Below are 22,658 nucleotides of genomic sequence, written 5' to 3'. Positions count from 1 at the left end.
TTATTGCCAGCGTAAAAATGGCTATCTTTAAATATAAACGCCTTTAGTCGGCTTTCAACGAAAGTAGAACACATCCTATGGCGCACTCTTTTTCTCTAGGCATTCGGCAGATTTGGGAAGAGCTGTCGGTGATGCAGGCCCCCGGGCTTTATTGGATCAATATCGACAGGCAAAGCGACGCCGCGCTGTTGTGTCGCCAGGCCATCGCCGCCCAGCCGGCCACCCGCAAGCTCGCCCTGATCTGCAGCGGAGACAAACCCGATCGCCTGCTGGCCGAGCTGGCTGCGCCCGCTTTGCAGAAGCTGCCGCTGTATCAACTACCGGAGAAAAAAGCCGCGCTGGCGCAGTTGAGCGACGATCTGATGCGCGCCCTGCGGCCGCAAAATCGCTTACTTATCCTGCTGGCCCACGCCAGCCTGTGGCAAACCTTCACCACCGAAGAACTGCGCGAATGGACGCGCACCCTCGCCGCCTGGCTGCGGCGGCAGGGGTGTACGCTGTTGATCCTCAGCCACGGCGGCGGCATCAATAAGCTCAAAGGGCAGCTCAGCACACAGCACCGCATCCTGAACGGCCTGTCCAGCCTGCAATGGCAGCAGGACAGCGCGCAATACCTGGTGAACTGGTGGAGCACCGAAAACGGCATCAACGCCAATCAGCTGCTGACGCTGTATGCGGCGGAAGGCGGTTGGCAGGGCGAGGAGGAAAATAGCCAACCCTCCCCCACCGCCTTGCGCAGCGACGAAGGCCAGTATCTGGCCGAGCGCAGCATCCTAGAAGGCGCACCGCCGCTGTCCGCCAACTGGCAGCTGTTGGAGAGCAACGACGAACTGGCGCAGCACGGCATGCTGAGACTCTCGGCGACGTTGATTTTCGCATTGTATCAAAGCGACCAAATCGATCATCTGGCGCACCAAATCCACACCCTGCGCCGCAGCCGCGGCAACGGCCTGAAAATCGCGGTGCGCGAGATGAGCGCCAGCCTGCGCTACAGCGACGAACGGCTGCTGCTGGCCTGCGGCGCCAACCTGATCGTGCCGCACGTCGCGCCGCTGTCGCGTTTTCTGACCATGCTTGAAGGCATCCAGGGGCAGCGCTTCTCACGTCACGTGCCCGCCGACATCGATGCGCTGCTGGCCGGGCTGCGTCCGCTGCAGCTGAAAGGCTACATGCGGCCGGAACCGTTTAGCCAGGCGGTGCTTTCGCTGATGGCCAACACCTTGCTGCCCGAGGACGGCAAAGGCGTGATGGTGGCGTTGCGCCCGGCCACCGGCCTGCGCGCCGAACAGGCGATGACCCTGTGCCACCTGCGGCGTTTCGGCGACGTGATGACCGTGGTGCAGGGGCGCCTGGTGCTGTTCCTCTCCACCTGCCGCATCAACGATCTGAACACCGCGCTGAAGTTCATCTTCCGCCTGCCGGTGGATGAAGCCTTCAGCAACCGGGTAGTGTGGCACCAGGATGTCGATATCATTTCGGAAATCAAACGCATGGCTCAGGGGCGCTGGCAGCTTACCGCCACCGGCGCCGCGGGCGTCGCGCCGCCGCCCCCCGTGGTGACGGCCGCAGAGCCCGCAGAACGCCGCCAGCCGATCGCTTTCACGCTGCCGCTTGGCCCGCAGGAGGAAAAGCATGCTGAACCTTAACGACATCCTGCAACTGATCTTGCTGTGCGCGCTGGTCTTCATTCCGCTGGGCTACGCCTTTCACCGGCGTTTTCCGCATTTGCGTCAATACTGGCAAAACCTGTTGTTATCGCCGCGCTATTTGAAATCCGCCGGTTTATGGGTGCGCACAGGCTCATCCTCCCAGATTAAACGTCATAAGAAGCAGCCATGAATCCAAACACAAATACGCAATCCGATAACGCTCTGTGGCGCTACTGGCGCGGGCTGGGTGGCTGGAACCTCTACTTTCTGGCGAAATTCGCCCTGCTGTGGTTCGGCTACCTGAATTTCCACGCGCTGCCGAACCTGGTGTTCATGGCCTATCTGCTGATGCCGATCCCCTCGCCGCGGCTGCACCGCTGGCGCCATTACCTCGCCATCCCGATCGGCATCGCGTTGTTCTACCACGATACCTGGCTGCCGGGCATCAACAGCATTCTCAGCCAGGGCTCTCAGCTGGCCGGCTTCAGCGCCCAGTACCTGCTGGAGCTGGTCAGCCGCTTTATCAACTGGCAGATGGTCGGCGCCGCCTTCGTGTTGCTTATCGCCTACCTGTTCGTCGCCCAGTGGGTGCGCGTTACGGTGTTCACCGTGGCCGCGCTGGTGTGGCTCAATATCGTCAACATCGCCGGGCCGGCGGTCTCACTGCTGCCCGCCAGTTCCACGGCTGCCGCCGGCGGCGCCGGCACGCCGGCCACGGCCGCGCCGACGGCAGGAGATAATGCGCCCGCAGACAGCCTGCCGCCGACCAGCGCCAACCTGACGGCCTATCTGAACCAGTTCTACGAGCGGGAAAAAGGCCGCGCCACCGCGTTCCCGGCCACTTTGCCCGCCGACGCCCAACCGTTCGATCTGTTGGTGATCAACATCTGCTCGCTGGCCTGGGCCGATATGGAGGCGGTCAACCTGCAGAATCATCCGCTGTGGTCGAAGATGGATATCATGTTCGACAGCTTCAACTCGGCCACCGCCTACAGCGGCCCGGCGGCCATACGGTTGCTGCGCGCCAGCTGCGGCCAGCTTTCGCATCACGATCTGTACCAGCCGGTGAACCAGCAGTGTTACCTGTTCGACAACCTGGCGAAGCTCGGCTTCAAGGAACAGCTGATGCTCGATCACTCCGGGGTGTTCGGCAACTTCCTGAAAGAGCTGCGTGAACAGGGGGATATGCAGGCGCCGCTGATGTCGCAGGCCGGCGTCGGCAACGAGCTGACGTCGTTCGACGGTGAGCCGATTTATAGCGATCTGGAATTGCTGACCCGCTGGCTGGATCAGCAGCAAAAAGCCGGAGACGCCCGCACCGCCACCTTCTTCAACGTCATTCCGCTGCACGACGGCAACCGCTTCGTCGGCTCTAACAAGAGCGCCGACTATCAGCCGCGCGCGCAGAAGCTGTTCGATCAGCTAAACACCTTCCTCGATCAGCTGGAAAAATCCGGCCGCAAAGTGGTGGTGGTGATCGTGCCGGAGCACGGCGCGGCGTTGGTGGGCGACAAGATGCAAATGTCCGGCCTGCGCGATATCCCCAGCCCGAACATCACCCATACGCCGGTCGGTATCAAACTGATCGGCATGAAGGCGCCGCATCAGGGCAGCCCGCTGCAGATCAAAACGCCGAGCAGCTATCTGGCGCTGTCGGAGCTGGTATCACGTCTGGTGGACGGCAAAGTCTTCAGCGAGTCCAGCGTCGACTGGCAGGCGCTGACGCAAGGGCTGCCGCAGACGCCGGTCATCTCCGAAAACGACAACGCCATCGTGATGCAATATCAGGGGAAACCTTACATTCGCCTGAACGGCGGCGATTGGGTGCCTTATCCGCAATAAGCGCGGCCTTATCGACCCAAAGCACGCCGACGGCGTGCTTTTTTTATTGAGCAAGTCCGACAAAAGGCGAAGTTAAACATCTGGCAAAAATATTATTACTCACCACCCGTTAAATTTTTTATTCGCTTATTAATTCATTGCGAAAATTCCTATAAAAATAAGCATTCGTCAGATTTTCGTTAAGCGTTCAATAACGCCCTGAAAAGCGATTCGATTAACTGATTGATTAAATAATAAAAAACGCCGGCGTTAAGCCGGCGTGGGTTTATGCGGTGAAATCCGACGCTTTACGCCCCCGGATGTTCGTCCTGATCGACCGCAAAACAGGCCACCATCTGCTCACCGTACTGCTTCAGCTGCGGCTGCAGCTGTACGCAGGTGCCGAAGGCGCGGCGGCAGCGGGCATTGAATGCGCAGCCCGGCGGCGGGTTCATCGGGCTGGGCAGTTCGCCGGTCAGCTTGATGCGCTCGCGGCGCATATCCGGGTTTAACCGCGGCGTCGCGGACAGCAGCGCCTGGGTGTACGGATGGCGCGGGTTGTTGAAGATCGCCTCTTTGCTGCCCTTTTCCACGCAGCGGCCCAGGTACATCACCATCACTTCATCGGCGATGTGTTCCACCACCGACAGATCGTGCGAGATGAACACGTAGGACAGCCCCAGCTCCTGCTGCAGATCCATCATCAGGTTCAGCACCTGCGCGCGCACCGACACGTCCAACGCCGACACCGGCTCATCGGCGATCACCACGTCCGGATTCAACATCAGCCCGCGGGCGATGGCGATACGCTGACGCTGGCCGCCGGAGAACATGTGCGGATAGCGATCGTAATGCTCGGTCTTCAGGCCGACCTTCGCCATCATCTCCAGCGCTTTTTCCCGCCGTTCGGCGGCGCTGAGCGAGGTGTTGATCAACAGCGGCTCCTCGAGGATCTGCCCGACCTTCTTGCGCGGGTTGAGCGATCCGTAAGGATTCTGGAACACGATTTGGATCTTCTGGCGCCGCAATTTCTCGGCGGAAACGTCCGGCTTCAGCAGATCCTGTCCCTGGTAGTACAGCTCGCCGCCGGTCGGCACTTCGATCATCGTCAGCAGGCGGCCGAGCGTGGATTTGCCGCAGCCCGACTCACCGACCACCGCCAGCGTTTTACCGCGCTCCAGAGTGAACGACACGCCGTCCAGCGCCTTGACCAGCCGCTCCGGCGCGAACAGGCCCTTTTTCACCGGGTAATGCTTTTTCAGGTCGATCGCCTGCAGTAAAGGTTGATTCTGGCTCATACGGTCGGCCTCCCCGCATCATCCAGCGGTGTGTGACATTTAACCTGACGGCCGGGAATGCTGCGCAGTTCCGGCTCCTCGTTACGGCAGCGCTCGTTGGCGTACGGACAACGCGGATTGAGCAGGCAGCCGGTCGGGCGATCGTATTTGCCCGGCACCACGCCCGGCAGCGAAGCCAGCCGCGCCTTGTCGGCGGCGAACTCCGGCAGCGCGCGCAGCAGCGCCTGGGTGTACGGGTGGCGCGGCGCGCGGAAAATCTCCGCCGCTTTGCCGGATTCCACCACCTGGCCGGCGTACATCACGATGATGTGATGCGCCGCTTCCGCCACCAGCGCCAGATCGTGGGTGATCAGCAACAGCGCCATGTTCTCGCGCTGCTGCAGATCCAGCAGCAGTTCGATGATCTGCGCCTGGATGGTCACGTCGAGCGCGGTCGTCGGCTCATCGGCGATCAGCAGCTTCGGCCGACAGGCGATAGCCATGGCGATCATCACGCGCTGGCTCATGCCGCCGGAAAGCTGGTGCGGGTACACGTCCAGCCGCGAGGCCGGATCGGGAATCCCCACCTGCGTCAGCAGGTCGATAGCGCGCTGGCGGCGGGTGCGGCGGTTGCCGCCCTGATGCACCTTCAGCGCCTCCATAATCTGATAACCGACGGTGTAGCACGGGTTCAGGCTGGTCATCGGATCCTGGAAGATCATCGCCACTTCGGAGCCCACCAGCTGGCGACGCTCTTTTTCGGAGATCTTGCGCAAGTCCTGGCCGTTGAACTCCAGCTTGTCGGCCATCACTTTGCCGGGAAAATCGATCAGGCCCATGATCGCCAGCGAACTGACGGATTTGCCGGAGCCGGATTCACCGACGATGCCGACCACCTGACCTTGATCCACGCTGTAACTGATGCGGTCTACCGCGCGGAACGGGGTGCCTTCGTCACCGAAGTGCACCGAAAGCTTGTCTACATTCAATAACGCCATCTCTCTCGTCCTCTGTTACTGCTTGAGTTTGGGGTCGAGAGCGTCACGCAAACCGTCCCCCATCAGGTTGAATGCCAGCACCGTCAGCAGGATCGCCAGGCCGGGGAAGGTCACTACCCACCAGGCGCTTTGCGCGAACTGCAACACGTCGGAGAGCATGGTGCCCCACTCCGGCGTCGGCGGTTGCGCGCCCATGCCCAGAAAGCCGAGAGCGGCCATGTCGAGAATGGCGTTCGAGAAACCGAGAGAAGCCTGAACGATCAAGGGCGCCAGGCAGTTAGGCAGAATATTGACGAACATCTGACGCAGCGCGCCGGCGCCCGCCACCCGCGAAGCGGTGACGTAATCGCGGTTCACCTCCGCCAGCACCGCCGCGCGCGTCAGACGCACATAGTGCGGCAAGGCGACGAAGGTGAGCGCCAGCGAGGCGTTGACGATCGACGGTCCGAATACCGCCACCAGCACCAGCGCCAGCAGCAGGCTCGGCAGGGCCAGCATGATGTCGACGACGCGCATGATCACCGCGTCCACCGCGCCGCCGAAGTAGCCGGCCAGCAGGCCGAACACCACGCCCATGACCAGCGACAGCACCACCACCAGACAACCGACCAGCAGCGACAGGCGCGCGCCGTACATCAGGCGCGACAGCACGTCGCGGCCCACGTCGTCGGTGCCCAGGATGTATTGCCAACTGCCGCCCTCCTGCCACACCGGCGGCTTGAGCAGCGCGTCGCGGAACTGGTCCGCCGGCGCATGCGGCGCCAGCACCCCGGCGCCGAGCGCGATCACCAGCATCAAAACGATATACACCAGGCCGACCACGGCCCCTTTATTGCGCTTGAAATAGTGCCAGAACTCCTGAAACGGGGTCATCGGCTTCGGCGCACCTTTAACTGCAGACTCAGTGATTTGAGACATGAGAGCGCCCCTTATTTCTTGTGGCGAATACGCGGGTTGACCACGCCGTAGAGCACGTCTACCAGCAGGTTAACCAGAATGATCATACAGGCGACCAGCAACACCCCGCCCTGCACTACCGGGTAATCACGGCGCTGCAGCGCGTCGATCAGCCAGCGGCCCAGGCCCGGCCAGGAGAAGATGGTTTCGGTCAGAATGGCGCCGGCCAGCATGGTGCCGACCTGCAGCCCGATCACCGTCACCACCGGCAGCAGCGCGTTGCGCAGCGCGTGAACGACGATCACCCGCATGCGGCTCACGCCCTTGGCGCGCGCGGTGCGGATATAGTCTTCGCCCAACACCTCCAGCATCGAGGAGCGGGTCATGCGCACGATCACCGCCAGCGGGATGGTGCCCAGCACGATGGCCGGCAGGATCATGTGCATCACCGCATCGATAAAGTCGCCCGGTTCGCCCCAGATCAGGGTGTCTATCAGCATGAAGCCGGTCAGCGGGTGGCTGTCGTCGAGGAATACCGTGTCGCTGATGCGCCCCGACACCGGCGTCAGGTTAAGCTGCACCGACACCAGCATGATCAGCATCATGCCCCACCAGAAAATCGGCATCGAATAGCCGGTCAGCGAGATGCCCACCGCGGTATGGTCGAAGACCGAGCCGCGTTTGACCGCCGCCAGCACCCCGACCGGGATGCCCACCAGCACCGCGAAGATCATCGCGCACAGGCCCAGCTCCAGCGTGGCCTGAAAGCGCGGAACGAACTCGCTCCAGACGGAGATGCGGCTTTTGAGTGAGGTGCCCAGATCGCCGTGCAGCACGTTGGACACATAGGAGAAGTATTGTTGATAGAGCGGCTTGTCCAGCCCCATTTCCGCCATCAGCTGCGCGTGGCGCTCGGCGGAGATACCGCGTTCCCCGGCCATGATGGTCACCGGGTCGCCGGGGATCATATGGACGAATGCAAAAGTCAGCAATGTAATGCCGATAAACGTTGGGATAACTAACCCCAAACGTCGGAGTATGAACTGCAACATATCCCGAACTCTCTGTATCAATGCCCGGCAGCTCATCGTCCGCCAGGCTTATTAACGCTCACATGCCTTTGAACGATCCAACGGCCATACGCCGGAGACTGGTCAGCAGAGGCGCAAACCTGTTGCGCCCCTGCAAGTCCATTCGTGCATCTCCGGTTTAGGTCGGAATCAGTCTACAGAGACATTCTCGAAGTGATGCTTGCCGAGCGGATCCACGACGTAGCCCTTCACTTCCTTACGCACAGGCTCATACACGGTGGAGTGCGCGACGATCAGCGCCGGAGCCTGATCGTGCATCACCACCTGCGCCTGCTTGTACAGTTCGATGCGTTTGTCGTGGTTGGACTCGGCGCGCGCCGGTTGAATCAGATCTTCAAACGGCTTGTAGCACCAGCGGGAGTAGTTGGAGCCGTCTTTCGCCGCCGCGCAGCTGAACAGCGTGGCGAAGAAGTTGTCCGGATCCCCGTTGTCGCCGGTCCAGCCCATCATCACCGTCTGGTGCTCGCCCGCTTTGGCGCGCTTGAGGTATTCACCCCACTCATAGGTCACGATTTTGGCTTTCACGCCGATCTTGGCCCAGTCGGCCTGGATCATTTCCGCCATGCGGCGCGCGTTCGGGTTGTAAGGACGCTGTACCGGCATCGCCCACAGGTCGATGCTGAAACCATCGGCCATGCCCGCTTCTTTCAGCAGTTCTTTCGCCTTGGCCGGATCGTAAGCGTAATCCTGCACCGCGTCGTTATAGCCCCACATGGTCGGCGGGATCAGGTTCTTGGCCGCCTGGCCCGCGCCCTGATAAACCGCGTCGATGATCGCCTGCTTGTTGACCGCCATGGTCAACGCCTGACGCACCTTCACGTTATCCAGCGGTTTTTTCTCGGTGTTGAACGACAGGTAACCCACGTTCAGCCCCGGCTGCTCCATCAGGTTGATGGATTTGTCCTGCTTCATGCGGGCGATATCGGCCGGGTTCGGGAACGGCATCACCTGGCATTCGTTTTTCTGCAGCTTGGCGTAACGCACGGAAGCGTCAGGCGTGATGGAGAACACCAGGCGATCGATCTTCGGCTTGGTGCCCCAGAAACCGTCGAACGCCTTGTACAGGATTTTGGAGTCTTTCTGGTATTGCAGCAGCTGGAACGGGCCGGTGCCGATCGGGTTCAGGTCGACTTTTTCCGGCGTACCGGCTTTCATCATGACGTCAGCGTATTCGGCGGACAGGATGGACGCGAAGTCCATGCCCAGGTCAGCCAGGAACGGCGCCTCCGGGCGGTTCAGCACGAAACGCACGGTGTTGTCGTCTACTTTTTCGATCTTGGCGATCAGCTTCGGCATGTCCATGCCTTCAAAGTATTCGTAACTGCCGCCGGACACTTTGTGGTAGGCGTTATTGGCATCCAACTGGCGTTCGAAGGAGAACACCACGTCGTCGGCGTTGAAGTCGCGCGTCGGTTTGAAATCTTTGCTGCTCTGCCACTTCACGCCTTTGCGCAGGTGGAAGGTATAGGTTTTGCCGTCTTCGCTGACGTCCCACTTCTCAGCCAGGCCCGGCTGCAGTTCGGTGGTGCCGACTTTGAATTCGACCAGGCGGTTGTAGATCGGTACCGAACTGGCGTCGTAGGTGGTGCCGGAGGTGAACAGCTGCGGGTTGAACCCTTCCGGGGAACCTTCAGAACAGTAAACCAACGTCTTGGCCTGTACGCTGGCCGCCACGGTCAGCGCGATCAGCCCAATGCCGAATTTCAGAACCCCCGATTTACCCAAGGAACGTGTCATCGTTAGTGCTCCATTGTGTGATGTGATGTGTGTAATTGCCGCCAGACCTGTATTTTTTATTGCGTGGCCTGTGCGGTCAGCGCCCGAAGGCAGAAGGCGTACGATGAGAGGATGCCGGATGGAACGCATCGCGACGGGGACGTCTGAGCGCGTGGAATTCACTCAAACAACTCTCGCTCTTACCCCTGAGGCTATCAAGTTGCCAACTGTTTGGGGTGTCGTCAATATAACCAGTGGGGATTTACGCAGACTGTGAGAAACAGCAAACAAACATAAAAAAAACCTTTTGTTAACAGTTCCAGCATGAAAATTTATGCTAAGCGGTCATTTTTAGCGCATTGGTCTGACCCTGATAAATTTACTGGTTTTAAACTCCGCTAAAAAACCCCAAAACTTTGTTGCTGAACGATGAATATCTGAACGGTTATTTTTGTGATCGCCGTTAAAGACAGAAGGAAATGCTGAAGGATTACCCAAAAGGGTGAGTCCGATGAGCGCATTTTTCGCCGGGCAGGCCCACAATCTGTGCGGCGTAAAAAAACTTTCGGCGGCGAAAAAGCCGGGGGCGAAAGGATATCCCCCGGCAACGCACTGCAACCGATTATTGAACGCCGGCGCTGTTGCCCAGGCTGGCGTTCATGCTGTTGAGAATATCGCCGTTGTCCGCGTCGATCTCCCAGGAGAACAGGCCGCCCAGCTGCTTATCCAACACGTACTTGCCTTTGGCCTGCACCGAGCGGGCATCGTCAAAGGTGATCAGATCGCCGGTGGAAGGTTTGAACACGTAGGGCGCTTCCGCCGTGGCGTCGTAGGTGTACTGCCACTCGCCGCTCATGAACTGGCTGGCGATCTGGCGGTAGTCCACGATGCCGTTCTCCCAGGTGCCTTTGACCGGCCCGGTGGCGGTGCCGGTGAACGGAATGTTGTTCTGGTAGCCGTTCACCCCGGTCCAACCGCGGCCATACATGGCGGTGCCGACCACGATCTTGCCCGGCTTGACGCCCTGCGCCAGCAGCGCATTCACGCCGTTCACCGTGGTGTAGGCGGTGTCCGGTTTCCAGGCCGGCGCATTCAGCGCGGTCTGATGCCCCAGGTTTTTCAGATCGAAGGCGCCGTAGAAGTCGTAGCTCATCAGGAAGATGTGATCCATCGAGTTTTGCGCGACGTTGTATGCCACCTTGTCGATCTTGTCCTTGCCGGCGCTGATGGCGGAGGTCAGCTCATACTTGCGGCCGGTTTCCGCCGACAGCTGATCCAGCATCGCCCGCAGTTCTTTCATCAGCAGCACATAAGTTTCCCCGTCCTGAGGGCTGCCCAGATTCGGGTTGGCGCCTTTGCCGCCCGGGAACTCCCAGTCGATATCCACGCCGTCGAAGAACTTCCAGGTCTGCAGGAACTCTTTCACCGAGCCGACGAAGCGATCGCGCTTCACCTTGTCGCCCATGAAGAAGAACGGGTCAGACAGCGTCCAGCCGCCGATCGACGGCAGGATTTTCAGGTCAGGGCGCGCCTGCTTCAGCGCCATCAGCTGGCCGAAGTTGCCCTTGTAGGGGTCATCCCAGGCGGTGACGCCCTTCTGCGCTTTTTGCAGCGCGGCAAACGGATCGTGGATCGAGACTTTGAAGTCCTCGCGGCCCTGACAGGAGCGCTGCAATGCCTGGAAACTGCCTTCGATCTCTTTCAGGCTGTCGTTGATGCCGTTGCCACCGCAGATCGGGATAAAGCCGTACAGCAGGTGGGTCAGGTTTTGCGCCGGGATCTTGTCAACGGTGAAATTGCGCCCGTAAACGCCCCACTCGACGAAATAAGAACCGACGACTTTGCCGGAGTTTTGTTTATAAGGTTTGTTCTTTTCCAGCAGCGGCTCTTTCAACGGCGCCAAATGGCTGCCGTCGGTGTCGGCTACCACAATTTCGGTGGCGTCGCTGGCGGTGCAGCCGTCGGCATTGCACAACGCTACCTGCATTTGATAACGGCCACCTTTATTCACTTTAAAATTCGCCGTACCGGAAGATCCGGTTGAAGGACCGCTCCACGCCTCTTTGCCATTTAATAAAATTTTTGCCGTCGTGCCGGTGTCGCCATTCCATAAATTCCAGGAGACCGAAACGTCGGCGGCATTTTTTACCTTCACCAGATTATTATAAGCGGTGGCCGCCTGATCGACTTCGACGATAGCGAACTTGGTGTTGCCCCAGGCGATGGTCGGCTTGCCCGGTGCGGCGGCCTGCGCCGCAGAACACAGCGTGCTGCCGATCAACAGCGCCAACAGCGGTTTATTAAATTTGCGCATAACTGATTCCTTTATTCCGAGAGGATAAACATAAAAGAGTTAATCGTCGCTACGCATTGCCGAAGCGAAAAAATTCCGCAATAATCCACGAAGATTAAAGTCAACAAATAAAAACAGCGTTTTTCCACGTAACGGAAAAAAATCATTCCCGCCGCGTACATTCAGACTATAAATAAAAAAGGCGTAAAAACAAGAGCGCTATCAACTGGGTTTTATTCAGCAAGAGTGAATTTATTTAAATATGAGAAAAAGAACCTAACTGGAATAAGGAGTTTGAATTAATTAAGCGTAAAGGATAAATATATTTCACGAGGCTGGCGGATTGACACGTGCCATAAAGCGAAGCCGGTCGTATCGTAGGAGGTGCTCATCCTCATAAACCGCAGGCGAAAAAAAACCTGCTTTAAAAGCAGGTTTTTCGAATGGTGGTCGGCGAGAGAGGATTCGAACCTCCGACCCACTGGTCCCAAACCAGTTGCGCTACCAAGCTGCGCTACTCGCCGATGCGGGGCGCATCTTACTGCTGGCGGTTATAGGCGTCAATCACTTTTTTTCCCCTGCATTTCAAGTGGTGATAAAAGCGCCATAATGCGCTGCGCCGGGGGTTGCGCAGCGCATTTTACTCAGGCTTTGGCGGTTTTCAGCACCGGCGTCTGCGCACGCAGGAACGGCAGCAGGAACAGCGCCGACAGGCAGGCGGCGATGGAAATCACCACAAAGAAACCGTTCCAGTGCCAGATTTCCATCACCCGCGCGATCGGGTAGCCGGACAGCGCCGCGCCCAGGTAGGCGAACAGGCCGACGAAACCGGTCGCCGCGCCCGCCGCATCTTTATGCGAGCACTCCGCCGCCGCCATGCCGATCAGCATCTGCGGGCCGAAGATGAAGAAGCCGATGGCGAAGAAGCAGCAGGCCTGCAGCAGGTAGGTGACGCCCGGCATCAGCCACAGCGCCGCCACCGACAGGAAGATGCCGATGGCGAAGATCAGGTTCATCGGGCCGCGGTTGCCGCGGAACAGCTTGTCGGAACCCCAACCGGCCACCAGCGAACCGATAAAGCCGCCCACTTCAAACAGCGAAATGGCCGAGTTGGCGGTCATCAGCGAATAGCCCTTTTCCTGCGTCAGGTAGAGGTTGCCCCAGTCGTTGATCGCGGTGCGCACGATGTACACCAGCACGTAAGAGACCGCCAGCAGCCAGATGTACTTGTTGGTCAGCACGTAGCGCTTGATGATCTCGCGGTTGCTCAGCCCCTGGCCTTCCGATTCCTGCACCAGTTCCATGGCGTCGTTGCGCCATTTGCCGACGCTCGGCAGCCCCAGGGTGGAGGGCTTGTCGCGCAGGCGCCAGCACATCAGCAGGCCGAGCACCACGCCGATGATGCCGGGGATGATCATGCCGTAACGCCAGCTGAAGTGCAGCGAGATAAAGCCCACCAGCAGCGGGATCAGCGCGCCGCCGACGTTGTGCGAAGTGTTCCAAATCGCCCACCAGCTGCCGCGCTCGGAGCGCGAATACCAGCTGGTGAGGATTTTGGAGCACGGCGGCCAGCCCCAGCCCTGGAAGAAGGCATTGAGGATCCACAGCGTGCCGAGCATCAGCAGCGACGAACTGAGGCCGAAGAAGATATTCAGCACCCCGGTCATGATCAGGCCCAGCCCCATAAAGTAACGCGGGTTGGAGCGATCGCTGATCATGCCGGAAATGAATTTCGAGCAGCCGTAGGTGATGTAGAACAGCGTGCCGAGGATGCCGACGTCGGACATCGTCAGGCCCAGATCGCTCAGCATCGCCGGCATGATGAAGTTGAAGCTTTTGCGCGTGAAGTAAAACGCGGCGTAGCCGATGTACATGGTGCACATCAACTGGATGCGCCAGTATTTGTAGCTGGCGTCGATCTGCAGTTGATCGGTGACCTGCGGCGCATCCGGGCGGCTTTTAAGGAAAGACCACATGTGGAACCTCAGAGGATTGAATAAAGTGCCGCTATGATGCTCCCCGCGCGCGCGGGAGGCTTACGCCGGATTCCCGACGCGGTTAGGAGTTTTTCCTAGTTTTGCGCTTGCGCCGGTGAAACTGTGGGCAAGATCACACTCAAACAGGCGCCCCGCTCAGAGGTGAGCCGCAGGCTGCCGCCGAGAGCGCTGATGCGCTCCTGCATGCCGCGCAGGCCGTACCCCGGCTGATGGTGGTCCGCATCGAAGCCCACGCCGTTATCGCGGATGGTCAAGGCAATCTGCGGCGCGGCGCCTTTGCGCGGCTGCAGACGCGCGTCCAATTCCAGGCGGCTGGCGCCGGCGTGGCGGCACACATTGGTCACCCCTTCCTGGCACACCCGGTACAGCGTGATTTTCAGCGTTTCATCCAGCAGTTCGTCCGGCACCTGCCACTGCATGCTGCTCACCAACGAGGCGTCCTGCGGCAGCGACTCCCGCAGCATCGCCGCCACCGCCGCCGACAGCGGCAGGTTGTTCAGCGCCGCCGGCCACAGCTGGGTCAGCACATCGTGCACCCCATCGTATACCCGCAGCGCTAACGCATCGATGGTGTCGGCGCAGCCGATCACCGCCGGCTCCGGCGCCAGGCGTTTAACGATGCTGGCCTGTGTGCGGATCACGGTGATGGTCTGCCCCACTTCATCGTGCAGCTCGCGCGCCACCTCGCGCCGGGTTTGTTCCTCCGCCGTCACCAGCGCCCGCGCCAGCTGCCGGTTCTCCGCCAGCCGCAGCCGCAGCTGCTGATTCAGTTCGCGCTGGCGCTGAATACCGGCGCCCAGCAGCAGCCCGGTCAGGCTCTGGGCCAGCAGCGACAACAGCAAGTCGCGGTGCGACTCGGGCTGCGGCGGCTCGTTGACCATCAACGCCACGCCGTTGAGCAGCGTCGCCAACAGCGCGCCCTGCCAGCCATAACGGTAAGACATGAACACGATCGGGATCGCCAGGCAGAAAGGCGCAAAGCGGCGCAGCTCGGCGGCGTTAACCTGCTGCTGCAGCCAGATGCTGAATGCAAACAGCAGCAGATAACTGGCCAGGTGGCCCAGGCGCAGCTCCACCGGCTTGTGGATCAGCCCCGGCTCCAGCGGCACCCAGATTTGGCGCGCCAGATAGTGCCACAACAGCAGGCAGGTCGGCGCGATGGTGAAACCGCCGGTCAGGCCGAGCAGCAGCGCGCGGGCGCCTTCGCCGCTCACCAGCTGCCACACAAGCGCCTGCAGCAAAGCGGCGGCGGCCACCACCGCGCCCTGCAACAGCGGCCAGCGCCATTCGCTGTCGCTCTGCTGATGGCGCAACAGCCACGGCGAGGCCAGCAGGCTGAGCAGCACCGTCAGCACCAGCACCGCCACCGACGCCCACAGCGCCGGGCCGTAGCCGTACTGGTCCGCCAGCAGCGCCATCAGCAGCAGGTCGGCCAGCAGGATCCCCGGCCAGAAACGGTACGGGCTCTGCAGCAAAATGCCCATGCGCAGGCCGAACGGGAACAGCAACAGCGCCTGCCAGGGCGGGTCGATCAGCGCGGTGCCGATGCCCCACAGGCAAAATGCGCTGGCGGCATAAATGAAGAACAGCGCCAGCTGGGTGATCAGACGCTGCGTCACAGGTTCAGCATCCGTCTGGCCAGCTCAACGTTATTGGTGATGCCCAGCTTGGCGAACAGGTTGGCGCGATGCACATGCACCGTCTTCGGCGACAGCCCCAGCGCGGCGGCAATCTCGCGCACCTCCTGGCCCTGCGCCAGCAATAGCGCGATCTCGCGCTCGCGGCGGGTCAACGGATCGACCCTCACCCGCGCCAGCTGCTGGGCGATTTCCGGCATCAGATAGACGCCGCCGCCGGCGACGGTGCGCACGGCGGTGATCAGATCTTCCGGCTTGCAGCGCTTGGAGAGAAAGCCGCTGGCGCCGCGTTCCAGCGCCATTTCCACCAGCGCCGGATTATCGTGCATCGACAGCATCACCACGCGGATGCCGGAGGGAATGTCCGCCAGCAGATCCAGCCCGCTGCCGTCGGGCATCGAAATGTCGCAAATGCAGATTTCCGCCTCCAGCCCCGGCAGGCCGGCGCGCGCCTGCGCCGCGCTGCTGAACTCGCCCACTACCTGAATATCGGCCTCCAGCGACAGCAGCTGCACAAAGCCCGAACGCACAATGTCATGATCGTCGATAAACGCCACGCGCAGGGTCATGGAAATCTCCGGTTAGAAGGGGAAGTGCGCAAGTATACCGTATGCACACACCGGAATAATTGATGAAGAGAATGTATTGGCGGAAATTACCGGGTGCGCAAGGCACCCGGCGGGAGGGATTACAGGCTGGCAGGTGCCGTTTTATTCTGCGGGAGATGGCACCAGTTGTTTTTATCCACGATGCCGCCGTTCGGCGAGGTGTAGCCGAGGCAACCGAGGATGGTGTCGAACAGCTCGACGTGGCGATGCGTTCTGCCGATGCGTTGCTGCGCCTGCAGTTGCTCAAAGGCGCTGAGGTGCTGCGGGTTCTCGAGGAACTTGTCCGACGCCCACACCATCATCGGCACGCGGAATTGTTCCGGCGGCGCCATTTCGCGCGGCGTGCCGTGCAGGTGCGTATTCTCGCCGATCGACTCGCCGTGATCGGCGGCATAGAACACGATGGCCTTCTTGTCCCGCACCTGGTCGATCACATTACTGATAAAGCTGTCGGTATACAGCACCGTATTGTCGAAGGCGTTGATCAGCTGCGCCTTGGTGCAGGAGTCATCCACCCCCATGCACTCCGGCTGATAGCGCGCATAGCTGCGCGGATAACGCTGCGAGTACAGGTAGTGCGAGCCTTTGGTATGCAGGATCACCAGGTGTTTGCCCTTCGGATAACGCGCCAGCGACTCCTTCATTTCGTCCACCAGCAGCATATCGTCGACCGCCTTGCCGTCGTTGCGCTTCTCGGACGCGATCATCTCGCGGAACGAATAGTTGTTCACCTCGGTGTTGTTGTAGAACCACACCTCACTCTGCATGGCGAACAGCTCGGAAGAGAAGCCCAGTTCCTTCATCACCGCGAACACGTTTTGCTCTTTCAGCGTGCGCTGCGGGTTGTCCTCGGTGCCGCCTTCGCGCACGAACATGCAGCGCAGCGACAGCTTGGTGGCGGTGTCGCACGACTCGCCGCGGAACGCCACCAGATTCTTCTCTTTCGACAGGCGCGGGGTAGTGTCGCGCTCGTAGCCCAGCATGCCCATGTGATCCCAGCGCGTGGTCTCGCCGATGATGAACACCACGTAGGTATCGTCGATGTCCGCCGGCGGCACATAGGTAAAGTGTTTGCCCGGATCGAACAGTGTGCTCTGATCCTGACTTTCGTCATAGCGGGTATAGGCGAACAGCCCCAGCGCCGACAGCCAGTTAGACGGCAGGTACGAGTGCGCCACCACGCCGCCGTAGCTCGGCAGATCGACGTTGGCGAGCTTCTCCTGCACGCTTTGCTCGTCGTCCAGCATGCGCAGCGGCAGCCAGACCAACGCTACCACCGCCAACAACACCAGCAGCGGTTTGATGCGGTGACCGGGGGTTTTCAGCTGTTCGATCAGGGTGAAGCGCAGGCTGTTTTTCCAGATCAGCAGCAGCGGCAAGGCGCTGAGCGCCACCATCCACAGCACGAAATGCAGGCCCACCACCTCTTTCGACAGATCGATATCGGTGGTCATCACCGACACCACGATGCCGTAGCCGATCACCACGTTGAAAAACGTCATGTAGTAGCTGGCGGCAACCGAAATCAGCACCAGCAGCGAGGCGACGATGCGATAAAACAGCCGGCCGCCGAGCGATACCAGCCGCATGATGAAGAACGTGAACAGGACGATAGCGATGACTTCCGTCACCGCCGAAATAAGCTTAATTCCCTGAATGCCGTGCGCCAGCGAATCAAAACGGCGATAAAAAACGGACAGGTTTAGAAAGATGCCGATATAGATCGCTAACAATAACGATAAATTCTGCTGTGATAGCGATTTAACTTTGTTCATGTAACGCGGTGGCTCCGGGGACGGTGTAGCGGTTCTGACTCAGTCAGACACTGATTGCGGCTTCTGGTTCAGCCAACCGGCAATAAGCGTTATTTTGCGAGTAATAATCAAGAGAATTCTCACAAAACGGGCAAAATTTACCGCTTTTTTGAGCACTTTTCAGACGGGATATCAAAGAAAATGGAGGGATAAACCCTCCATTTTTTCCATGGTGTCGGCAAAAAACTTACTTAACGTTCAGCGTAACGTCGATATTGCCGCGGGTGGCGTTGGAATACGGGCACACCACGTGCGCCTTTTTCACCAGATCTTCCGCCACGCTGCGCTCGATGCCCGGCAGCGAAATATCCAGCTGCACTTCGATGCCGAAGCCGTTCGGGATTTCACCGATGCCGACGGTGCCGTCGATCTTCGCTTCGGCCGGGATTTTGACCTTTTCTTTCGCCGCGACAAACTTCAACGCGCCGAGGAAACAGGCCGAGTAACCGGCGGCGAATAGCTGCTCGGGGTTGGTGACTTCGCCGCCGGCGCCGCCCATCTCTTTCGGTACGCCCAGTTTCACGTCCAACACGCCGTCGGAGGAGGTTGCACGGCCGTCGCGGCCGCCGGTTGCGGTGGCGTGAGCGCGGTAAACCACTTTCTCAATAGACATCGTTCATTCCTTCTTGCTGGTTGGCGAGATGACAACGGCCCCCGCGAGGGGTAGCCGGTCACATATATATCTTTTACGATTAAATCGTGCACTACTTATTTTTGACGCTTATTAACCAGTGTAGACCACCCCTGCCGTTCTTGCGTCCGGCGTCGGTGGGTCAAATCTGATCGATCAGGCTGCCGCGCAGCTTTTCCAGCTGCTGTTTGAGCGAGACGATCTCGTCCAGGCTGCAGTCGGTGGCGCACATCACCGCCTCGGGCACCGACTGCGCCCGTTCACGCAGCGCGCGGCCGGCTTCGGTGAGCGCGATGATCACCTGGCGCTCGTCGGTAGTGGCGCGATAGCGCACCAGCAAACCGGCGGTTTCCAGCCGTTTCAGCAGCGGCGTCAGCGTGGCGGAATCGAGGAACAGCCGCTCGCCGATATCCGATACCGTCACCCGATCGCGTTCCCACAGCACCATCATCACCAGATACTGCGGGTAGGTGAGCTCGAGCTGATTCAACAGCTTGCGGTAGACTTTGTGCAGCGCCAGGTTGGCGGAGTACAGCGCGAAACAGAGCTGCTGATCGAGCAGCAGCAGGTTCTTCGCGTTGGGTTGTTCGGTATCGGTGCTTTTCATGTGAGTGAATATAGATAGCGCACGATGTAATCGCAAGCTATTTCTTGTGAGGTATGCTACATTTTTTTCATGCAGAGGATGCCGGGAGGGAAAGGAAATGACGAATACGCTTGCAGAACGCGCGCGCCGCTACGCCACCAAGGCGCATGCGGCCATCGATCAGCGCCGCAAATACACCAACGATCCGTACATCGTCCACCCGCAGGCGGTCATGGAGCTGGTACGCAGCGTGCCGCACACCGAAGAGATGCTGGCGGCCGCCTGGCTGCATGACACGGTGGAAGACACGCCCACCACCCTCGGCGATATCGAAAGCCACTTTGGGCCGCAGGTAGCGGAGCTGGTGCGGATGTTAACCAACGTCAGCCACGCCGAGGACGGCAACCGCTTCGAGCGTAAAAACCGCGATCGGCGCCACAGCGCCGGCGCATCGCCGCAGGCCAAAACCATCAAACTGGCGGATCTGATCGACAACACCCGCTCGCTGCTGGACTACGACAGCCACTTCGCCCAAACCTATCTGATCGAGAAACAGCGCCTGCTGGAAGTGCTGACCGAAGGCGACCCGACGCTGTGGCGCCAGGCCAGCCATATCGTCGAACAGGGGCTGCTCAGATTACAGCAGCCGCCGCACAACGTGCCGGCCAGCTGGTTTGAGCACGCACGCCGGCGCTACCGCGAGAACGACGCGGCCTGATCAGAAGGTCACCACCGTTTTCAACGCCGTCACCCAGGCGTCCTGCGTTTCGCTGACGCCCGCCGGATGATGCCAGTATTGCAGGCCCGGCTGCAGCTGCAGCCACGGCGTGACGTTAACGCGGTAGTACAGCTCCGCCGTCACCGAGTGGCCCGGCACCGGCCGGTAGTTCGGATCGTGATAATCGCTGATGCCGCTCATCTCGTTGAGGTAACGCTGATTGTCTTTATAGCGGTCGCTCAGTTTCACTACCGAAACGCCCAGCCCCAGCCAGTCGTCCGGCCGCGCATCGAACAGCCCGCGATAGCGGATGCCGGTCGAAGTGGACCAGTGCAGGTAGTTGCTGCGCTGATCCCCTAGCCCCAGGCTGTAGAACACGCTCAGGCCACGGTTGACGTCATCCGCATGGCGCGTCACCTGCTGGTTGAAACCGGTATACAGGAACCAGGTGCGATCGTGGCTGCGATAGCCCTGCGGATCGCTGGCGCCCGGCCCGCCGGATACCCCTTCATAAAGATCGCTCTGGCGCGCGTTGGTGAACAGCACGCCCAGGTTATACACCCCCGGCAGCTGGTTGACGGCGTGGGTTTTCAGCTCCACCTCCATCGGCAGCAGGAAGCCTTTGCTGCCCTTGGTGGACCAACTCCAGGCGTGGCTGCGGCTGGGGGCGCTCGGGTTCTGCTCCATCACGCCGCCCTTGAGCGTCAGGCCGTCGGTCAGCTTGTATTGCAGCGTGGTGCCCCAGTAATGCACGTTCCAGTTGTACCAGGTCAACGAGTTGGCGGACTTGCCGCCGCACAGCGTCAGCGTCTGAAAATCGCAGGGGATGATCTGATCGAAATCCTGCACCTTGTTCATCATGCCGATGCGCCATTGCAGCCGGCTGTCGAGGAAGGAACGGCTGAAGGTCAACCAGCCCAGCCGGGTGATCGACTGCCCGCCAAAGCTCTCCTGCGACAGATCGGTCAGGCCGACGCGCGGATCCTGCAGCCGATCGCGGGTCAGGTTGTTGTCATGGTTGCGGTTGACGATATTGCCTTCGATCGCCGCGTCCGGAATGCCGGTCAGCGCCTGCAGATCCTGGCTGAAGGTCAGCGAAAATTGGTCGATGTACGACGCCTGTTTATCGTGGTTGTAACCGCCGCCGGCGTTATACGACAGCTGGCTGAGGTAGCCGAGATTATAGTGGAAACCGTGATCCTCCAGGATCGGCCTGATCCCCAGCATATCCCCCAACAGCCAAGGCTGCGGCGGTTCAAAGCCGAGCGCCACCCCTTCCCATTTGGCGGTGGGAGCTTCAACGTCCTTGCCGGTTTGCAGCGTTTCCGCCTGCGCCTGGCTACAGAGCAGCGCCAGCGCCGCCAGGGTCATGGAACGAGGTAATAAGCTTTTCATCATTATTATATTTCTCCGCATAACGGCTGACTGCGGGCAACAGCATTCCCTGGGAGAGAATTTCCCATCATGAACAGCAGCGAATAAGGTTAGTTAACGCCCGGCGTTTGCCGCCGGGCTGAAGGGTTAGCGTCGGTCTTTCAGGCTGGCGCCGTTGCTGTGGATCACATCGCGATACCAGTAGAAACTCTTCTTGCGGCGGCGCTCGAGGCTACCGTTGCCGGCATCGTCTCTGTCGACGTGAATGAAGCCGTAGCGCTTCGACATTTCGGCCTTCGAGGCGCTGACCAGATCGATCGGCCCCCAGCTGGTGTAGCCCATCACCTCGACGCCGTCGTCGATCGCCTCGGCCACCTGCACCAGGTGGTCATTGAGGTAGTTGATGCGGTAGTCGTCGTTGATGCTGCCGTCGGCCTCGACGCGGTCTTTGGCGCCCAGCCCGTTCTCGACGATGAACAACGGCTTCTGATAGCGGTCGTACAGCACGTTGAGCAGGTAGCGCAGCCCGATCGGGTCGATTTGCCACCCCCACTCCGAACTGGCCAGGTGCGGGTTCGGCACCATATCGAGAATGTTGCCGCGCGCCGTTTCGTACTGCTCCGGGTCGGCGGTAACGCAGCCGCTCATGTAGTAGCTGAACGAGATGAAGTCGATGGTTTCGCGCAGCGTTTGCCGATCTTCCTCGGTGATCGCCACCTGAATGCCGTTTTCACGGAAGAAACGCTGCATGTAGGCCGGGTAATAGCCGCGCGCCTGCACGTCGCCGAAGAACAGCCAGTCGCGGTTTTGCCGCTGGGTTTCCAGCAGATCTTCCGGCTTGCAGCTCAGCGGATACAGAATGCCGCCCAGCAGCATGTTGCCGATTTGCCCCTCCGGCACGATCTCGTGACAGGCCTTCACCGCTCTGGCGCTGGCCACCAGCTGATGGTGGATCGCCTGATAGACGGCGCTCTTGTCGCTCTCTTGCGGCAGGCCAACCCCGGTGAAGGGCGCGTGCAGCGACATGTTGATCTCGTTGAAGGTCAGCCAGTGTTTAACCTTGTGCTTATAGCGTTCGAACACGGTGCGCGCATAGCGCTCGAAGAAATCGATAGTGCGGCGATCGCCCCAGCCGCCGTAGCGCTTCACCAGACCGTAAGGCATCTCATAGTGCGACAGCGTGATCAGCGGCTGAATGCCGTATTTCGCCATCTCATCGAACAGCCGATCGTAAAACGCCAGCCCGGCTTCGTTCGGGGTCTCTTCATCGCCCTGCGGGAAAATGCGCGTCCAGGCGATCGAGGTGCGCAGGCACTTGAAACCCATCTCGGCGAACAGCGCGATGTCCTCTGGATAACGATGATAGAAATCGATCGCCACGTCCTTGATGCCGCTGTCGCCCGCCGTGCGCGGCGTGATGGCGCCGAAGATGCCCTGCGGCTGCAGATCGGAGGTCGACAGCCCCTTGCCGTCGGCCTGATACGCGCCTTCTACCTGGTTCGCCGCTACCGCGCCGCCCCACAGAAAATGTTGCGGAAACTTGCCGTTCAT

The 22,658-nt window shown here is 60.2% G+C and carries 18 protein-coding genes and 1 tRNA gene; 4 read left to right on the top strand and 15 right to left on the bottom strand.

The genetic code is table 11. From position 1 onward, the window contains the following. Positions 1 to 77 precede the first annotated feature (77 nt). Genes bcsE through bcsG form a run of 3 tightly spaced genes read left to right on the top strand, consistent with a single transcriptional unit; the run spans position 78 to position 3,491 of the window. A complete protein-coding gene (gene bcsE, locus ACJ8M3_RS20210; protein WP_060660090.1) occupies positions 78 to 1,646 on the top strand; it encodes a cellulose biosynthesis protein BcsE in 1,569 nt (522 codons plus the stop codon). Beyond that, on the top strand, positions 1,633 to 1,839 hold the full coding sequence (bcsF, locus tag ACJ8M3_RS20205) for a cellulose biosynthesis protein BcsF (protein ID WP_033645228.1): 207 nt from the start codon (positions 1,633 to 1,635) through the stop codon (positions 1,837 to 1,839). Before bcsE ends, bcsF begins: the two co-directional genes overlap by 14 nt. Then, positions 1,836 to 3,491, top strand: coding sequence for a cellulose biosynthesis protein BcsG (bcsG, locus tag ACJ8M3_RS20200; RefSeq protein ID WP_096242706.1), 1,656 nt, complete (start codon positions 1,836 to 1,838; stop codon positions 3,489 to 3,491). Before bcsF ends, bcsG begins: the two co-directional genes overlap by 4 nt. A gap of 287 nt (positions 3,492 to 3,778) precedes the next feature. Here bcsG and dppF read toward each other — a convergent pair whose 3' ends face one another. The 13 genes from dppF to ACJ8M3_RS20135 form a co-directional block, all read right to left on the bottom strand. Continuing rightward, complete coding sequence (gene dppF / locus ACJ8M3_RS20195) at positions 3,779 to 4,768, bottom strand: dipeptide ABC transporter ATP-binding subunit DppF (protein ID WP_015376237.1); 990 nt, start codon at positions 4,766 to 4,768, stop codon at positions 3,779 to 3,781. After that, on the bottom strand, positions 4,765 to 5,745 hold the full coding sequence (gene dppD / locus ACJ8M3_RS20190) for a dipeptide ABC transporter ATP-binding protein (protein ID WP_033645058.1): 981 nt from the start codon (positions 5,743 to 5,745) through the stop codon (positions 4,765 to 4,767). The genes dppF and dppD overlap by 4 nt, the downstream gene beginning before the upstream one ends. A gap of 15 nt (positions 5,746 to 5,760) precedes the next feature. Continuing rightward, positions 5,761 to 6,663, bottom strand: a complete 903-nt coding sequence (gene dppC, locus ACJ8M3_RS20185; RefSeq protein ID WP_033645059.1) for a dipeptide ABC transporter permease DppC — start codon at positions 6,661 to 6,663, stop codon at positions 5,761 to 5,763. Between the two features lie 11 nt (positions 6,664 to 6,674). Continuing rightward, a complete protein-coding gene (gene dppB / locus ACJ8M3_RS20180; RefSeq protein ID WP_033645060.1) occupies positions 6,675 to 7,694 on the bottom strand; it encodes a dipeptide ABC transporter permease DppB in 1,020 nt (339 codons plus the stop codon). 168 nt (positions 7,695 to 7,862) lie between these two features. Next, a complete protein-coding gene (gene dppA / locus ACJ8M3_RS20175; RefSeq protein ID WP_042783430.1) occupies positions 7,863 to 9,470 on the bottom strand; it encodes a dipeptide ABC transporter periplasmic-binding protein DppA in 1,608 nt (535 codons plus the stop codon). A gap of 601 nt (positions 9,471 to 10,071) precedes the next feature. Continuing rightward, positions 10,072 to 11,763, bottom strand: coding sequence for a glycosyl hydrolase family 18 protein (locus ACJ8M3_RS20170; RefSeq protein WP_049198206.1), 1,692 nt, complete (start codon positions 11,761 to 11,763; stop codon positions 10,072 to 10,074). 426 nt (positions 11,764 to 12,189) lie between these two features. Beyond that, positions 12,190 to 12,266: transfer RNA gene (locus ACJ8M3_RS20165), tRNA-Pro, on the bottom strand. Between the two features lie 120 nt (positions 12,267 to 12,386). After that, positions 12,387 to 13,718, bottom strand: a complete 1,332-nt coding sequence (locus ACJ8M3_RS20160; RefSeq protein WP_089197573.1) for an MFS transporter — start codon at positions 13,716 to 13,718, stop codon at positions 12,387 to 12,389. Positions 13,719 to 13,813: 95 nt separating this feature from the next. Next, positions 13,814 to 15,358 (bottom strand): signal transduction histidine-protein kinase/phosphatase UhpB, encoded by a 1,545-nt coding sequence (gene uhpB / locus ACJ8M3_RS20155; protein ID WP_033652277.1) that lies wholly within the window; start codon positions 15,356 to 15,358, stop codon positions 13,814 to 13,816. Next, entirely contained in the window at positions 15,355 to 15,945 is a 591-nt protein-coding gene (uhpA, locus tag ACJ8M3_RS20150; RefSeq protein WP_047573183.1) for a transcriptional regulator UhpA, read from the bottom strand. The genes uhpB and uhpA overlap by 4 nt, the downstream gene beginning before the upstream one ends. 119 nt (positions 15,946 to 16,064) lie before the next feature. Then, on the bottom strand, positions 16,065 to 17,759 hold the full coding sequence (gene eptB, locus ACJ8M3_RS20145) for a kdo(2)-lipid A phosphoethanolamine 7''-transferase (RefSeq protein WP_033645066.1): 1,695 nt from the start codon (positions 17,757 to 17,759) through the stop codon (positions 16,065 to 16,067). 226 nt (positions 17,760 to 17,985) lie between these two features. Then, positions 17,986 to 18,411, bottom strand: a complete 426-nt coding sequence (locus ACJ8M3_RS20140; RefSeq protein ID WP_004934114.1) for an organic hydroperoxide resistance protein — start codon at positions 18,409 to 18,411, stop codon at positions 17,986 to 17,988. Between the two features lie 160 nt (positions 18,412 to 18,571). Then, positions 18,572 to 19,036 (bottom strand): MarR family winged helix-turn-helix transcriptional regulator, encoded by a 465-nt coding sequence (locus tag ACJ8M3_RS20135; protein WP_033645067.1) that lies wholly within the window; start codon positions 19,034 to 19,036, stop codon positions 18,572 to 18,574. 97 nt (positions 19,037 to 19,133) lie between these two features. On the opposite strand from ACJ8M3_RS20135, the gene ACJ8M3_RS20130 reads away from it, so the two are divergent. Then, a complete protein-coding gene (locus ACJ8M3_RS20130; RefSeq protein WP_033652280.1) occupies positions 19,134 to 19,733 on the top strand; it encodes an HD domain-containing protein in 600 nt (199 codons plus the stop codon). Here ACJ8M3_RS20130 and ACJ8M3_RS20125 read toward each other — a convergent pair whose 3' ends face one another. Together ACJ8M3_RS20125 and ACJ8M3_RS20120 are read right to left on the bottom strand one after the other, a co-directional pair. Further along, positions 19,734 to 21,104, bottom strand: a complete 1,371-nt coding sequence (locus ACJ8M3_RS20125) for a carbohydrate porin (RefSeq protein WP_407028793.1) — start codon at positions 21,102 to 21,104, stop codon at positions 19,734 to 19,736. A 150-nt stretch (positions 21,105 to 21,254) separates the two neighbouring features. Continuing rightward, positions 21,255 to 22,658, bottom strand: a complete 1,404-nt coding sequence (locus ACJ8M3_RS20120) for a glycoside hydrolase family 1 protein (RefSeq protein WP_033645069.1) — start codon at positions 22,656 to 22,658, stop codon at positions 21,255 to 21,257.

This window comes from Serratia sp. CY55921 (genome assembly GCF_052167655.1).
In the GTDB taxonomy this organism is placed as follows: domain Bacteria; phylum Pseudomonadota; class Gammaproteobacteria; order Enterobacterales; family Enterobacteriaceae; genus Serratia; species Serratia ureilytica.
This window is presented reverse-complemented; position numbering and strand designations above follow the sequence as displayed.